21 protein-coding genes are annotated in these 15,635 nt (G+C 37.3%); all 21 read right to left on the reverse strand.

Going from position 1 to position 15,635, the window contains the following annotated elements; all coding sequences use genetic code 11:
- Positions 1 to 47: 47 nt before the first annotated feature.
- The gene (gene ndk, locus D1Z92_RS04335; RefSeq protein WP_128894563.1) at positions 48 to 491 is read right to left on the reverse strand and encodes a nucleoside-diphosphate kinase; all 444 of its coding nucleotides are present in this window, start codon (positions 489 to 491) and stop codon (positions 48 to 50) included.
- Between the two features lie 136 nt (positions 492 to 627).
- Positions 628 to 1,602, reverse strand: a complete 975-nt coding sequence (locus D1Z92_RS04340; protein WP_128894442.1) for a polyprenyl synthetase family protein — start codon at positions 1,600 to 1,602, stop codon at positions 628 to 630.
- Positions 1,603 to 1,609: 7 nt separating this feature from the next.
- The gene (locus tag D1Z92_RS04345) at positions 1,610 to 2,458 is read right to left on the reverse strand and encodes a menaquinone biosynthesis protein (protein WP_128894443.1); all 849 of its coding nucleotides are present in this window, start codon (positions 2,456 to 2,458) and stop codon (positions 1,610 to 1,612) included.
- Positions 2,448 to 3,068 (reverse strand): UbiX family flavin prenyltransferase, encoded by a 621-nt coding sequence (locus tag D1Z92_RS04350; RefSeq protein WP_128894444.1) that lies wholly within the window; start codon positions 3,066 to 3,068, stop codon positions 2,448 to 2,450. The genes D1Z92_RS04345 and D1Z92_RS04350 overlap by 11 nt, the downstream gene beginning before the upstream one ends.
- On the reverse strand, positions 3,065 to 3,940 hold the full coding sequence (locus D1Z92_RS04355) for a UbiA-like polyprenyltransferase (protein WP_370741209.1): 876 nt from the start codon (positions 3,938 to 3,940) through the stop codon (positions 3,065 to 3,067). Before D1Z92_RS04355 ends, D1Z92_RS04350 begins: the two co-directional genes overlap by 4 nt.
- Positions 3,937 to 4,650, reverse strand: coding sequence for a demethylmenaquinone methyltransferase (locus D1Z92_RS04360; RefSeq protein ID WP_128894445.1), 714 nt, complete (start codon positions 4,648 to 4,650; stop codon positions 3,937 to 3,939). The genes D1Z92_RS04355 and D1Z92_RS04360 overlap by 4 nt, the downstream gene beginning before the upstream one ends.
- 27 nt (positions 4,651 to 4,677) lie before the next feature.
- On the reverse strand, positions 4,678 to 5,490 hold the full coding sequence (locus D1Z92_RS04365) for a heptaprenyl diphosphate synthase component 1 (RefSeq protein ID WP_128894446.1): 813 nt from the start codon (positions 5,488 to 5,490) through the stop codon (positions 4,678 to 4,680).
- A gap of 97 nt (positions 5,491 to 5,587) precedes the next feature.
- Positions 5,588 to 6,085, reverse strand: coding sequence for a hypothetical protein (locus D1Z92_RS04370; RefSeq protein WP_128894447.1), 498 nt, complete (start codon positions 6,083 to 6,085; stop codon positions 5,588 to 5,590).
- Between the two features lie 119 nt (positions 6,086 to 6,204).
- Positions 6,205 to 6,420, reverse strand: coding sequence for a trp RNA-binding attenuation protein MtrB (gene mtrB / locus D1Z92_RS04375; RefSeq protein WP_128894565.1), 216 nt, complete (start codon positions 6,418 to 6,420; stop codon positions 6,205 to 6,207).
- A gap of 149 nt (positions 6,421 to 6,569) precedes the next feature.
- The gene (locus D1Z92_RS04380; RefSeq protein WP_128894448.1) at positions 6,570 to 6,827 is read right to left on the reverse strand and encodes a hypothetical protein; all 258 of its coding nucleotides are present in this window, start codon (positions 6,825 to 6,827) and stop codon (positions 6,570 to 6,572) included.
- Positions 6,828 to 7,279: 452 nt separating this feature from the next.
- Positions 7,280 to 7,552: a non-specific DNA-binding protein Hbs gene (gene hbs / locus D1Z92_RS04385; protein ID WP_128894449.1), complete on the reverse strand. Its 273-nt coding sequence runs from the start codon at positions 7,550 to 7,552 to the stop codon at positions 7,280 to 7,282.
- A gap of 397 nt (positions 7,553 to 7,949) precedes the next feature.
- Positions 7,950 to 9,428 (reverse strand): stage IV sporulation protein A, encoded by a 1,479-nt coding sequence (gene spoIVA, locus D1Z92_RS04390; RefSeq protein WP_128894450.1) that lies wholly within the window; start codon positions 9,426 to 9,428, stop codon positions 7,950 to 7,952.
- A 284-nt stretch (positions 9,429 to 9,712) separates the two neighbouring features.
- Positions 9,713 to 10,432, reverse strand: coding sequence for a YphF family lipoprotein (locus D1Z92_RS04395; RefSeq protein WP_128894451.1), 720 nt, complete (start codon positions 10,430 to 10,432; stop codon positions 9,713 to 9,715).
- Positions 10,432 to 10,758 carry a 2Fe-2S iron-sulfur cluster-binding protein gene (locus D1Z92_RS04400; protein ID WP_240666567.1) on the reverse strand — a complete coding sequence of 109 codons (327 nt, stop codon included), beginning with the start codon at positions 10,756 to 10,758 and terminating at the stop codon, positions 10,432 to 10,434. Before D1Z92_RS04400 ends, D1Z92_RS04395 begins: the two co-directional genes overlap by 1 nt.
- A gap of 27 nt (positions 10,759 to 10,785) precedes the next feature.
- Positions 10,786 to 11,391 (reverse strand): hypothetical protein, encoded by a 606-nt coding sequence (locus D1Z92_RS04405; RefSeq protein ID WP_128894452.1) that lies wholly within the window; start codon positions 11,389 to 11,391, stop codon positions 10,786 to 10,788.
- A gap of 72 nt (positions 11,392 to 11,463) precedes the next feature.
- Positions 11,464 to 11,760, reverse strand: a complete 297-nt coding sequence (locus D1Z92_RS04410) for a 2Fe-2S iron-sulfur cluster-binding protein (protein ID WP_128894453.1) — start codon at positions 11,758 to 11,760, stop codon at positions 11,464 to 11,466.
- 27 nt (positions 11,761 to 11,787) lie between these two features.
- Positions 11,788 to 11,979: a DUF2768 family protein gene (locus tag D1Z92_RS04415; RefSeq protein ID WP_128894454.1), complete on the reverse strand. Its 192-nt coding sequence runs from the start codon at positions 11,977 to 11,979 to the stop codon at positions 11,788 to 11,790.
- Positions 11,980 to 12,167: 188 nt separating this feature from the next.
- Positions 12,168 to 12,464, reverse strand: coding sequence for a stage VI sporulation protein F (locus tag D1Z92_RS04420; RefSeq protein ID WP_128894455.1), 297 nt, complete (start codon positions 12,462 to 12,464; stop codon positions 12,168 to 12,170).
- Positions 12,465 to 12,532: 68 nt separating this feature from the next.
- Positions 12,533 to 13,570 carry an NAD(P)H-dependent glycerol-3-phosphate dehydrogenase gene (locus D1Z92_RS04425; RefSeq protein ID WP_128894456.1) on the reverse strand — a complete coding sequence of 346 codons (1,038 nt, stop codon included), beginning with the start codon at positions 13,568 to 13,570 and terminating at the stop codon, positions 12,533 to 12,535.
- A 58-nt stretch (positions 13,571 to 13,628) separates the two neighbouring features.
- Entirely contained in the window at positions 13,629 to 14,234 is a 606-nt protein-coding gene (gene plsY / locus D1Z92_RS04430) for a glycerol-3-phosphate 1-O-acyltransferase PlsY (protein ID WP_164931449.1), read from the reverse strand.
- 11 nt (positions 14,235 to 14,245) lie between these two features.
- Positions 14,246 to 15,565: a ribosome biogenesis GTPase Der gene (gene der / locus D1Z92_RS04435; RefSeq protein ID WP_128894457.1), complete on the reverse strand. Its 1,320-nt coding sequence runs from the start codon at positions 15,563 to 15,565 to the stop codon at positions 14,246 to 14,248.
- Positions 15,566 to 15,635 lie beyond the last annotated feature (70 nt).

Genomic DNA, 15,635 nt, shown 5'->3' on the forward strand with positions numbered 1-15,635 from the left:
CAATCTCACTCCTCTTATTTTTCTCTATTTACAATAAATTTAGATTACTATAACCAGCTCATGATTGTTTTATCATATGCTACGATTTCTTCCTGTTTAAAGAAGTTACCTATTTCTCTTGCTGCACTTTCTGGGGAGTCGGAGCCGTGTATAATATTATTACTTGTATGAAGAGCAAAATCCCCTCTAATGGTTCCCGGCTGAGCTTCTGTCACTTTCGTCTTGCCAATCAACGTACGAGAAAGTTGGATAATGTCGTCCCCTTTCCATACCATAGCAAATACAGGTCCTGAAGTAATGAAATCCACTAATTCTTGAAAAAAAGGCTTGTCCTTATGTTCTTCATAATGAAAAGTTGCTTGTTCTACCGTTGGGATTAGCACTTTACATGCTGTCATTTGAAATCCTTTTTGCTCAAATCTTTTGACAACCTCACCTATTAGTCCTCTTTGCACACCATCTGGTTTTACCATTAAAAATGTTTGTTCCATCATGTGTATCCCCCTTTTTTGTTTGAAAACGCTTAACACATTTCCTATGTAAGGTGTAAAAAAATATTGCACATAATTGGATTATACACATGATATGTAGAATAGATCAACCATAAGTTGTAAAGTTAATGGAAAGTTAATACTTCCTCTTGACGATAAAATTAGCAATATTAATTAAATCCTTTTTCGCTGTTAGATCTGGTAACGATTCTATTGCATCCATTGCTTTTGCAATATATTTATCGGCAAGTGCCTGAGATTGATTTATTCCATCACTGGCACGAATGAGAGAAATAAATGTTGATGCGTCCACTTGACCGTCATGTTCTTTGAACAATGCAATTTCATGAAGCAACTGTTCACGAATATCTTCATGTTGCAACGCATAAATGACAGGAAGCGTAATATTACCTTGTCGCATATCACTACCAGGAGGTTTTCCAATTTGTTTTTCCGTACCGTTGATGTCTAAAATATCATCAATAATTTGAAATGCCATGCCAACATTGTAGCCAAATCGGTACAAACGACGTGCAACATCTCTGGTTGCTCCAGCAGCAATGGCTCCAAGTTGACAGCTAATTGCAATTAATATTGCGGTTTTCCGTCTTATACGAAGTAAATAGTCGTACACACTTTGATCTGTATCGTAAAACAAACGAATTTGTTCCATTTCACCAATGCTCATATCTACCATGGCTTTAGATAAGATACAGTGTAATTCTTCATTATCAATATCCGTAACAACGGTTAATGCTTTAGCAAATAAATAATCACCTGTGTACATCGCGATACGATTGTCCCACTTCGATTTCACGGTCAAATTTCCACGTCTCGTCGCCGCATCATCAATGACATCATCATGAACGAGTGTTGCCATATGAATTAATTCTAACGATGCAGCAACCTTCATCACTTTTTCCCGATCATATGTACCAAATTGCCCCGATAGGAGCACAAAAACAGGTCGTATTCTTTTCCCGCCTGCTTTTAACAAATGGGTGGAGGCTTGGAATAATACATGCTGATCTGTATCTATTGTGGCTTCCATCTGTTGCTCTACATAAGCTAACTCTGGTTTCATTTTCTTATAAATATTTAGTAAATTCATATGTCACCTATACTATCGTTTGATTTGATAACACATCCAATGTAATGTGATGTGGTAAAAGTCCACATTCTTGCGCACATTGAAAGTAAAAAGACAACCCTTGTTGCTGTTCTTCATTAAAATCATAAGAAAGCTGATGAAAATAAGTGTCCCAATATTCGATATTACCACCAATTTTTTCACATGCCAATTGCTGTATTTCTTTTATTCTTGTTCTTCCCTGCTCTTTACTACTTTGCAGTGCATCATATATGCGTTGTATCTCTTCGTTCCTTGTATTCATGATGTCTTTCTGCACTGCCCATACAGCAAACGTCATCCAATGCCCCGTATGCTTATACCACAATTGTGCAAGGTCCGTAACCATGTATTGTTTATTATACCAGTCTGCTTTGATTGCATCATCTCCAATGAGCAAAGCAGCATCCGCCACTTTCATCATTTCATCTAAAATTGGAGGAGCAAAAAAATAATTTGGAGAAGCATCATAGTATTTATTTAATAAAATTTTTAGTAAATTTACCGACGTCGCTGATGTTGTAGGCAGCGCCACTTTGCCATGGCCTAACTCCTCTATCGGCTTTTTATGGAACAATAAAATGGAGCCTACTTTTTGATGTGCAGATACAGATAAATTCGGTAAAATACAGTAATTATCTTTATTTTCAGCATAAGCAAATGAAGAAATGGGCCCGATATGTATTTCCCCATTTTTCATTGCATGATTGAGCTGTGTTGGTACTTGAGTCATTATTTTGACACTGTTTGCTAACTGTTTATATGGAAAAAATAGCGAGATAGGCCAGACGTTTGTAAAATTAATTTGACCTATCACCATTTTTTGTTTACTGTTCATTTTCTTCGCCCCATCTGCGAAACATTTGATTGTCTAGCTGCATTAAATCCATTACTTTTCCAATTAAAAAATCCACCATATCATCTAACGTCTCTGGTTTGTAATAAAAAGCTGGCATGGCAGGGACCATCGACACACCCATTTGGGACAATTTTAACATGTTTTCCAAATGAATGGTATGAAGTGGCGTCTCTCTCGGTAACATAATCAGTTTCCGTTTTTCTTTTAGCATCACATCCGCAGTCCGCTCCATTAAATTGTCGGATAGGCCATGTGCTACCCTAGCAAGTGTCCCCATAGAACAAGGAATAATGACCATCCCTTCTACTCTAAATGACCCACTAGCGATGGATGCCCCTATATCTTGTACAGGATGGTACGTATACGTTCCAGGATAATCACCAAAAGCGGATGCTAAACTATCCATTCTTTTGGATGCACTCCAATTTAATTCTTCGTGCAGCACTCTCCATCCGGCATCCGTAATGACAAGATGAATCGAAAAACCTCGTTCTAATAAAGCCTGACAAAATTTCACGCCATATATTGCCCCACTGGCGCCTGTTATTCCCACAACCCAATTTCGTTGTTTTGCTTGACTGCTATTCATATTGTTAACACCACCAAATCAATCAAAGTAAAAGCAAATACGATTACACTCAGTACCCCATTCATGGTGAAAAAAGCCGCATTTAATTTAGATAGATCATGTGGTTTAACGAGGCGGTGTTCATAATATAACAAACCAATAGCAATAATGACGCCAATCATGTACCACCAACTTAAATCCGTTAACATGATCAAACTAATAAAACCAATGGAAGTAATCACGTGAAAACACTTCGCTATCATCAATGCCTTCGCTATACCAAATTGACTGGGAATGGAATATAATCCGTTTTTCTTATCAAATTCTGTATCTTGACAAGCATAAATGACATCGAATCCAGCAATCCAAAACGCGACAGCCAAATAGAAGAGAATCGCTATCCAATCCACGCTAGCCGTCACAGCAATCCAACCCCCAAGCGGAGCTAATCCGATGGTTAATCCTAAAAACACATGACACAACCATGTAAAACGCTTTGTATATGAATACATCACGAGAAAAAATACCGCTACGGGCATTAAAATTAAGCATAGTGTATTCAGCTGTGCTGCTGAAACCAATAGTAATATAAAGGAGATAACAATAAATATGAGCGCTTCTTTTGACGATACTAATCCAGCTGGAATAGCTCGTCCTTTCGTTCTTGGATTCTTCGCGTCTATCGCTTTATCAATCACCCTATTGAGTCCCATTGCAGCACTTCTTGCGCCTACCATCGCCAATGTAATCCAACCTATATCTGCCCATGAAGGTAGTTTTCCAGTTGTCATAAAAGCACCGAGTAGTGCCCCCATGTAAGCAAATGGCAAAGCAAAGATGGTGTGTTCGAACTTTATCATTTCTAAAAATATTTTTGTTTTACGTACGATCATGACTGTTCCCCTTTTGTTCCAATGTGTAATGCTGCCACGCCTCCTGTTAATGGATAAGCAACAGATTGTTCAAAACCTGTATCTTTAAAGATTTGCAGCAATTGCTTGTGGTCAGGGAAATTCACTAATGATTCAGGAAGCCAACGGTATTGTTCGTACTTTTTTGCTACCAACTTCCCTATAAGCGGAAGTATCTTATTGAAATATAAAAAATAAAGAGATTTAAACGGCTGCCAAGTTGGTTTGGACACTTCCAAACAAACTACTTTTCCACCCGGTTTTACGACACGCTGCATTTCTTTTAGCACTTGGCGTAAGTCGGGTACATTGCGAAGTCCGAATCCAATCGTCACATAATCAAAACGATTATCCTCAAATGGCAATTGCATGGCATCTCCATGGATCAACTCAATTTGTTGCTGCATTCCTTTATGGTTTATTTTTTCTTGTCCAATGCTTAGCATATTACGACTAAAATCAAGACCGATTATTTTACCTGTACGGCTAGCTTCTGCAGTACTTATCGTCCAGTCACATGTACCACAACATAAATCTAACGCCGTATCTCCCTCTTGTACGTTCATTTTCTTCATCGTAAACTTCCGCCATGCTTTATGACGACGGAAACTAATTAAACTATTCATCATATCATACTTCGGTGCAATACTTTCAAACACTTCCAACACGAATTGCTCTTTGGGCTGCTTCATGCTCCTATTCTTTCTCCCCTCGATGAATTAAGAATGACTTGCAAATGACTGACCTAGTGAGAGCAACGGTTTTACGAGCTTATCGTCTTCTAATTGCACAATATCTTGCTTCAATTTGCTCCACTGCTGCTTTAACTTTTGCTCCAAACAAAAGTTAACGTTATATTGTTCATCAAATCGCTTCCACTGATCAGTAGTAAATACAGACGTCTCTTGCCAATTTTCCCCTTGTTCCAATACGTATCGATAAGCAAAGCTGTCTTGCAAAAGTGTCTGATGTTTTATCTCTTTTATTTCATTGTGCAAAACTTCACAAGCCGTAAAACCACGCAACAGCTTCATCCAATCTTTTTCCGTAACATCTTGTAAAAGCTGATAACATGGAATATATAGTTGCATACGAATGTCTATCATATCTTGCAATGCTTGTTCCCCAGTATACTGCAATGATTTAAGTTTTTCGTACCAAATGATTTTGAGCCTATTCACTTCGCAAATGGCTTGTGAAAACTGTTTAACCATCCCTATCTTCCCCGCTTGAGAAAGCAATTGATAAAACTTACTGCTTAAATAGTCTCCTGTTAGTACATGAAGTTGTTGCTTTCTCATTTGCTTTAATGAACTGCTTTTCTCTTCTACGTCTACCATATCATGTGAATCCATTCCCAACTGTACTAGCGCCGTAACTAATGTATAAAGTTTATGATCTTGTTGTTGATCATGTTTTAAGACACAATGTAATAATTCACTGCGATAGTGCGGAAATGGCGGTAACGTAGTATGCTTTACAATCATTTCTCGATGTGTATATTTTTGTGCTAATTTCTCTATTGACTCCATATAATTCCTCCGCACATTAACTTGCTGTTTCTTGTGATTTATCAGCTTAATTCGCAAACCATTATATCATACATGCAAGCGGTTTACACGACCTAATCTAGTTAGGAGGAGATATCCACTGCCACAAAGGCCCATAGGTAACGTTAGCTTGTTCTGTAATGATCTCTTCCACGGTTTCATCATTATTTTTCATTGTTGCAGAAGACCAATCTTCCCTTGATGTTTCCATGGCAATAACTAATTGTTGTTTATGTTCTTCCGCAAAGAGAACTCTGACATACAATTGATGAATATTATTGGTGGTATAAAAACTAAACCGTATTAATTGCATCATATCTTGAAAAACATACTTTTTTTGAAACTGTTTCATTTCTATCGACAAATCAAGGAATAAGATGTTATTGCTCCACTTTACATTTTTCTTTTTCAACGTTAAAGGAACTTGCTGCATGTAATCCACTAAGTTTTCACTGGAAAAAGTAACTTGAGGGTTGGACTTTTCCGTTACATTTACTGCTTGCTGTAATGGATACAACAACATAGCTGATAATATGCAAAGTAACGAAACAAAAGCCCATCTCATGATTCCTTTCATTGTTTTCCCCCTCATTATGTTTCTCCCGGTATATGTATTGTTGATTGTAAAATGATACTAATATTATTGTACATAAAAAAAATACAGGCTATGCCTGCATTTTCAATAAAATGAGTTCCTTATTCATCAATTTCAACTTCTCCGTGTTTTGTGTACAGTGTAGCTTTACCACGAATTTTCATTGCTGAAGTATGTTCTGTAAACTGGGCGATCATGACTTCACCCTTATCCAATTTTTCCGTATGATGAAGACGTGTATCATTGCCTCTCGTGAGACCAATGACTTGCACACCATTATCCTTTGCTTTAATGACAATATAATCTGTGTTATTCATATTCAATAAAATCTCTCCCTGTCGTAACCATTAAGTTCATCCTTATGATACGATAAAGTTTACTCATTTAACTACTTGCCATTATAGCGTAACTTATTTTTCACTGCAAATACTGTTTCATCACAAGGTAAGAAGCATATGAAAACAAATTATGATGGTGTTTTACGCTGCTTTACCATATGCTTTGTAGAACTGTATAGTCCACTAGCCGCAAGACCTATCGTAATGCCAACAAGAACGGCTTGTTTCACATCATCAGGTGCAATATATACAATAGCCGCGATTATACCTAGTACAATAGAAACGATAGGTGCATAACGTTTAGACAAACCAAACGTTGTCATAATAGAAACTAAACCAACAATGACAGGAATAAGAGCAATACCATATGCTTCAAATTCAATCATAATCATCAACCCCTATATTCATAATAAGCAGCATAAAGAAACCTATACTTTCAAGGGTGATTCATGTTCAGTACGTTACATTGCATCATTTTATTACCATATATTTATTAAATATTGTATATTATGGTTGAAAGAAGAGGTTGGAATATTTCATGATAAAAAAAGGATTAGAGCTGAGGTCAGTATATTTAAAATATAATTAATTTCATTTTAACTCTTTTTTGTCATAGAGTCCAATACTTAGGAAAATTTAATAGAATACTAAAGCAAAAATTTTAGTAAATGATGAAAGGAATGATAAAGAAAAAGCATGTGTATGGTTGACTGTAGAGAGTTTAAAGCTTATGGATAATATGGAGGAATGAACAAATCAAATAATGGGATAGAATTTAATAGGTGTCCTTTTAAGGACACCTAAAAACTCAAACGTTTAGATGATATGTACCATGCAATTATTTAATGCCTTCTTTCAATGCTTTGCCTGGTTTAAAAGCAGGAACCTTGCTTGCAGGAATGTCGATTTCTTCACCTGTTTGCGGGTTACGACCTTTTCTTGCAGAACGTTCACGTACTTCGAAGTTACCAAATCCAACTAGTTGGACTTTCTCGTTATTTTTAAGTGCCTCAGAGATTGTGTTGAAAATAGCATCAACAGCTTTGGTCACATCTTTTTTAGACATATCTGCTGATTCAGATACTTTTGTGATTAATTCAGATTTATTCATGCTTTCACCTCCCCCCGATTACAATCACTTTCTATCATTCTTTGTTAACTGTTTTTGCATAAATTATACATCTCATCCATGGTAAATATGTAGAAAAACAAAGATTTTCCTTAAAAATCAATATTCCTCAACAATAAACTTATAGTAATACAGAGTACAATGGAATGCAATAGATAACTCAATAATTGTAATATAAATCATCCTATGGACATGCGTCTATCGTCTTAATTTATATTTTTGTATGCTGAACATCCCATTTCCTGTATGTACCGAAAATTCATTATACCGAATCTTGGTTATTAAAACAAGGAAAATAAAAAAAAGCAATATGAGAGAGTTTTACTCTTACATTGCTTTTTTATAGGTTATCACAAGCAGATGATGCACAAACGAATGGTTATAAGATAATAGCGATGAGACCACCAGAACCTTCGTTAATGATTCTCCCCAATGTCTCCTGCAGCTTATTTCTTGCGTTATCTGGCATATGTGATAGTTTTCCATTAATCCCTTCTTGTACAATAGAATGAAGGGACCTTCCAAATATATCAGACTCCCATATTTTTGCAGGATTATCTTCGAAATCTTGCATTAAGTATCGCACTAACTCCTCACTCTGTTTTTCTGTACCGATGATTGGAGCAAATTCAGATTCCACATCCACTCTCACCATATGAATAGAAGGAGCTGTAGCTTTTAATCTTACCCCGAAACGAGAGCCTTGGCGAATAAGCTGAGGTTCGTCAAGCGACATTTCCTCCACCACAGGGGCAGATATGCCGTATCCTGTTGCTTTGACCATTTCCAGTGCACTCTCAAATCGATCGTATTCTCTTTTTGCCTTACTGAAATCTTGCATCAATTCGAGTAAATGATCTTTTCCTCTTATTTTCACGCCAACGACTTCCATTAAGATGTTATCGTATAATTCATCAGGAGCATACAGGTCTATTTCAGCAATACCCTGCCCCATATCCATATTAGCAAGTCCCGCTCGTTCGATAACATCATATTGTGTAAAGCCATCCACTACTTGATCTACATCGCGTAGTCTTCTAATGTCTTTTACCGTGTCACGAACGGAGTTTTCATAACTGGATCGCAACCAATGCTGTTCGTCTAGCACCATCACCCAGCTAGGAAGGTTGACATTTACTTCATGTACCGGGAACTCATACAACACTTCCCGCAATACATTCATGACATCACTTTCATTCATGCTCGCCACACTCATTGCCATGACAGGGATATCATATTTCTCAGCTAATTCATTTCGCAGCTCTTGTGTATAGGGATGATGTGGATTAGTGGAATTCACCACCATAATAAATGGTTTACCTACTTCTTTTAATTCCTCCACTACACGCTCTTCTGATTCTAAATACTGATCTCGAGGTATATCTGCTATCGTACCGTCTGTCGTCACCACGACGCCTAATGTAGAATGTTCTTGTATGACTTTTCTCGTCCCAATTTCCGCAGCTTCTTGGAAAGGAATTGGATCTTCAAACCAAGGGGTATTAATCATTCTTGGGCCATTTTCATCTTCATAACCTTTCGCACCTGATACTGCATAGCCTACACAATCTACTAATCTTACGTTGACATCAAGACCTTCAGCCACGCTGATTTCAACGGCTTGATTCGGAACGAATTTTGGTTCCGTCGTCATAATCGTCTTACCAGCAGCACTTTGAGGCAATTCATCTTTTGCACGCAATTGATCGGCTTCATTTTTAATGTTAGGAACAACCGCTGCCTCCATAAATCTTTTAATAAATGTGGATTTTCCAGTTCGCACCGCGCCTACGATTCCAAGATAAATATCTCCTCCGGTTCTTTCCGCGATATCTTTAAATATATCTACTTTTTCCAATGAGAACCCTCCTAACTCGTACATTCACTTATAACAATATATGTAGTTCTATGCTGAATATAACCAATATTCCATTACGATTGAAAATAAACTTGTATCCTATCATTTCACTGAGGCGTAAACTTATATCATATTATTTCTTCCTTTTATATATCATTGTATGGGGGCTTGGACATTTTTATGTACAAAAAAAAGATTGAATCAATGCATAGCATTCATCCAATCTTTTATCATCATCTTTTTGACTACCTATTTTTGTGTTGCTTTATGGAACGGTTTATCCTTTATGAGTCAGAAACAACAGGCTCATCATTTTCCCAATAGTAAGGGTAAGATTTAATAGGAACATATGGATAATTCTCAATTAAATACGTTCTTAAGTCCAAATCATTACTGATGCTATCCCAGTTTTGAATATTTTGTATTTCTCGCATAATATCTTGTGCATAATCGATATAAACGATACCAGACTCATGTAACATTAATTTGTTTTCATATGCACCATATAAGCTAGGTACAGTAACAGGATCTATCCCCAAAAGATCGTAGTTTATTTCATACCAAGATTGTGAGATGGATTCACCATATGGAAGTTTATTCGTATCGATGGCATACAACTTCACTTCTCTCTGCACTTCATTCACTTGTTGAGTCAACTGCAAATTTAGCAATTTTACGGTTGGTGTTGTCTCCACATCAATCAGTACGTAATAATAAATACCACCCTGTTCAAAAGCATTTGGGGGGATATCAGCCAATATGTTACGTTGTTTTAACTTTGCAAAATCAACAATATATTTTTCATATAAAGGGGTGTCTAACTCACTGTTTTTAATAGGTAATAATCCTGTTTGCTCTTGGTACATGTCAATTGCTGACTGCACGACAGGTACATAGGCTAACCCTTCCTGATTGTTTGATTGATCTTGAGGGTACAAACATCCAGTTAACATGACAAGCAGCAACATGCAAACAGAACAAACTTTCATCCAATTCCTATCCATTAACGTTCATTCTCCTTTAGTTGTTGCAATTGTTTCCTTATCGCCTTCTTTAATGGATCTTCAGGCACATATATTTCTGTATCTGATGTTACTTTGGTTTGACATGCAAGTCTATAAGTTCCGCCGTCACCAAGCTTTCTTTTTTCTTTATCCGAAATTGGGGTCAATCCTTTGCCATCTTTACTCTCCACCTTACATGTGAGACAAGCGGCTTTCCCACCACACCTTGACATTATAGGTACATTGGATTTTTTGATAGCATGTAAAAGGGAAGTTCCTTTGTGTACTTCTACGATTTTCCCCATCGGAAGGATGCATACTTTCACATACTTTCTCCCCTTTCCATCCCTTTTTTATGACAGCGATGTATGTGTATGGATTAATTGCGAAATTTTATTTTTATGTTCCATGCTGATGATATGGTGCTGTAACATACGCTGCAAATCATCATGATGGAGCTCCATTTGTTTGTTCATTTTCTGTACGATAGGTATGTAACGATCAGCACGTTCACGTATGACGTTAAAAACGAATTCATAAGCAAGTGAAGTGATGGCAATGCGCTTACCTAATACATACACTTCTGAAACATGGTAGGGATGATCTCTATCTATAATGAGTGCGAATTTCGTAGCAGAAGTTGTGATCTGAAATCCACCTACTAACTCCACCAACATATTATGTATAACATATCCGCTCATATTAGAGCGAAACATACCGTTTTCAATTATACGAGGAGTATCGATGGCATAAGATTTTAATGCATCGTGCGCTTTTAAAACGTCAGACTCAGCAACATACACGTCCACATCATTTGGATGTTGATTTAATTCAACATGTTGCAACATCAAACTGCTGCTGCCCCCAATGACATAATGAACACCTTGAGGTTTTAAGCATCTGTCCAATTTATCGATAACGTGTACCATCACGTCAGGATTGACTTGTGTTGTATTCATTGTTGTCAGAACGCTCCTCACTACTTTTCCAATCATTCATCCGATGAACGGTTATCTTCAATAACATTCCCCTTAAGGAAAATAAGGCTTGTTTAATGCTTTCACTTCTCCGTCTTGTACCATGGTTGCCTGACAACCAAGTCTAAACCCTTGTTCTATTTCTTCTTTTGTCAATCGAGCTAGTTCCTCTTTGGTGGGTGCATTCAATAATGGGTACCCTGCTTCGATTTTACATCGACATTTTGCACACGTTCCTCTTGTGCACGCATGATTCCAATCTATTTTATGTTGTACTGCTAAATCCAGTAGCGTCTTCCCTAGTTCTGGTGTAATTTCTTTTTCTATTGTTCTTCCTTTCAGTACAATCATTCCTCGAACACCTCTTTTCTAAACTTTCTACACAATGGAAACACAACCGGCTATAACGGCAAAAAATAATAAAACGAAAGCTATAATAGATATAATAACACGCACTATTCCCTTCGTCTTCACACGAGCAAAACTAATAATTAACGAAGCAATAACCATCAATCCAATGGCAATAAAAGATATCCACATTTTGTCTAGTGCTGATAATGTTGGTTCCATACGTATTCTCCTACTCTCCAACAAAGCTGGGCTTTGTTTACTATGGCCTGTACTATCCATTTATGATTGCAATGTATGCTAAATACTGAAAAATTAATATGATGATACATCTGAGATTATATCATACTATGAACAATCAAACGTATGGATATAATAAAAAATCGGGGAACGTTCCCCGATTTTTTTCATTATTTACCGATCATTCTTCCTATTAATTTTTCCAAATGACCTCCATCTAAATCACTTGCTTTTACTGCTTTTACGATATCATTTTTGGTTTTATCGGATACTGGTATATTTACTAAGCTCGATACTTGGTCAATGAGTTTCATTAATTGATCCTCATTTTTCATCGTTGATGGTTTTACCGTACTAGCTAATTTATTAATTTCTTTAGAAGAAACATTTTTTCCAGTGTTCTTCTTCACTTTTTTCAACACTTCTTTAGAAAGATCTCTCTGTTGTCGCTGTGGACGCTGTGGCATAATGTATTACCCCTCCTCACGATTGTTATCTCTCTATATGTATGTAGGAGGGGTAAGTTAAGTGTAGGCTATAGTGACCATGCTGAAAGATTTGATTTAACTATTTCTTCATTTTCGTGTGTTCTTCCTCTACCCATTAGATCCTCTACCGCTAGCTTTGGTGCTTTATTTTGGAATAGGACTTGGAACAATTGCGTTGTTATAGGCATTTCTATGTCTAAATTACTTGCGATTTGGTATGTAGCTTCCGTTGTTTTTATGCCTTCAACGACCATTCCCATATGCTCTAGCACTTCATCTAAAGGTTTTCCTTGACCAATCATATAACCAGCACGCCAGTTTCGACTATGTTTACTCGTACACGTCACAATCAAGTCACCAATACCTGACAAACCAGCAAAAGTGAGTGAGTCACCGCCCATGGTCATGCCTAAACGAGCAATTTCAGCCAAACCACGTGTTAAAAGTGCAGCTTTTGCATTATCACCGAAGTTTAGACCGTCTGAAAGTCCTGCTCCAAGCGCAATAATATTTTTTAAAGCCCCGCCTAGTTCTACACCAACGACGTCAGGATTGGTATACACCCGAAAATGTGAGTTAATGAATAGATCTTGTGCTTTCTCGGCATTTTCTTTACAGTTAGATGCCACAACGACAGTCGTTGGACATTTTTGTATAACCTCTTCAGCATGACTTGGACCAGACAACACAACGACATCGTTGTCCTGCAATTGCAGTTCGTCCTCAATCACCTCTGACATACGAAGTAATGTTTTGGGTTCAAAGCCTTTTGTTACGTGAATAACAGGCACACCATGCTTATAGTAGGGTTTCATTTGAGATACCACTTGGCGCATCGCATGCGAAGGTGAAGCAAGCACAACAGCTTCTGTATGTAACATTGCTTCCTCCATTGATGCCGTTGCAGTAATACGAGAGGACAGCTTTACACCTGGTAAATATTTTTCATTACTATGATGTATATTCATTTCATCGACCTGTTGCTCATCTCTAGACCACATGATTACTTCATGTTCGTTCTCTGCTAGCACAGAAGCAAGCGCTGTCCCCCAACTCCCTGCTACAATCACAGCTACTTTACTCATATATTTACCTCCTTCAATTATTCAAGCCTTATTCAACGCGCTGAAAGAAACACCTATATCATGCTTTTTTTGCACTCTTTGCACCTATCTTATTCTCACGACCTTGTAATAGTTTTACAATGTTACTGCGATGTCTTATTAATGCAAAAATAAAAATAAAGATACTTAAGATGAAAATAGGTGTTTCATAGTCCGTAAAAAGCAAGAAAATAGGAAGTAAGAACGTAAATATTAAAGATCCAAGTGATACATATCTAGTAAAAACGATCGAAATGATAGCAATAATACCAGCAAACAATGCAGGTAGAAAACATAATGAAGCAACTACACCAATGGTAGTAGCTATACCTTTTCCACCTTTAAATTTCAAAAAGACAGGCCAGTTATGTCCGATGATTGCAGAGACTCCTGCAACCACGTGCATCGTCACATGTTCTGGGAACCACCACATGGTCAGCAGTACAGGTACGATACCTTTCAATACATCCAGTAAAAGCACGGCAATGGCTGGACCCACACCTAATACACGCAGGGTGTTGGTAGCCCCTGCGTTTCCACTTCCATATTGTCTTACATCAATCCCTTTTAAACTTTTCCCCAAAATGTAACTAAAGGATACGGAACCGATCAAATAACCTAAAACGATAGGAATGACATAGATCAATACAATCTCCCCTATTCATCTGCATTCTTTTTTCTAAATATAAAACGAACCGGAGTTCCTTCAAATTCAAATGCTGAGCGAATTCTATTTTCCAAATATCTTTGATAGGAAAAATGGATGAGTTCTGGTGCATTGACAAACATCACAAAAGTAGGTGGTTTGACTGCTACTTGTGTTGCATAGTTGATTTTTGGTCTTTTTCCTTTTTTACTTGGTGGTGGATTATAAGCTACTGCATCCGCAACCACATTATTTAACAAATTAGTCTCGACTCTTTGTGCATGTTGTTCTGCAGCATGCGTAACGAGTGGAAGCAACTTGTGTAATCGCTGCTTTGTTTTCGCCGAAACAAACAGTATTGGTGCATAGCTCATAAACTGGAAGTTATCTCTTAATTTATTCGTAAAGTCCTGATGCGTTTTATCATCTTTCTCTACTACATCCCATTTATTGACGACCATAATCGCAGCTTTTCCCGCATCGTCAGCATATCCTGCTATATGTTTGTCCTGTTCAATGATGCCTTCTTCTCCATTAACCACGATCACGGCTACGTCTGCTCTTTCAATCGCTCTCATTGCTCTTAATACACTGTATTTTTCGATGGATTCATATACTTTTCCTCTTTTTCGAATACCTGCTGTATCAATGAGCACATACTTCTGACCATCTTTTTCAAATGGAGTATCAATCGCATCTCTCGTTGTACCTGCAACATTGCTGACGAGTACACGTTCCTCGCCTAAAATCGCATTTACAAGTGATGATTTTCCTACATTGGGTCTTCCAATTAATGCAACTTTAATGACATCGTCTTCGTATTCATCTTCTTCGTAAGGTGGAAAATGATTAACGATCTCCTCCAGTAAATCTCCAATTCCAATTCCATGTGCCCCTGAGATAGCAATAGGTTCACCGAAACCAAGATTATAAAACTCGTAGATAGCATCTTGTCTTTGAATGTTATCCACTTTATTTACCGCTAATATGACTGGCTTTTTGGAGCGATATAAAATTTGAGACACTTCTTCATCTGCAGGTGTAAGCCCTGTTTTAGCATCTAGCATGAATACAATGATGTCTGCTTCGTCAATCGCTAGTTCTGCTTGAACCCTGATCGAACGAACAACTTCATCTTCGCTATTCTCTATCCCCCCCGTATCAATAATATGAAACGATTTATCTTTCCATTCTGCTAAGCTGTATATACGATCCCTAGTTATCCCCGGTTTATCTTCCACAATAGCCAAACGATCACCAATAATTTTGTTAAAGATCGTTGACTTACCGACGTTAGGTCGTCCTACAATTGCGACAACCGGTTTTGTCATGTTGTTTCAACTCCTCGTCAATTCTCATTATAACATGATAACAGAAATGTTATGGAAACGCTATAAACTT

The sequence above is a fragment of the Longirhabdus pacifica genome, assembly GCF_004115085.1.
Lineage (GTDB): Bacteria > Bacillota > Bacilli > Paenibacillales > DSM-105158 > Longirhabdus > Longirhabdus pacifica.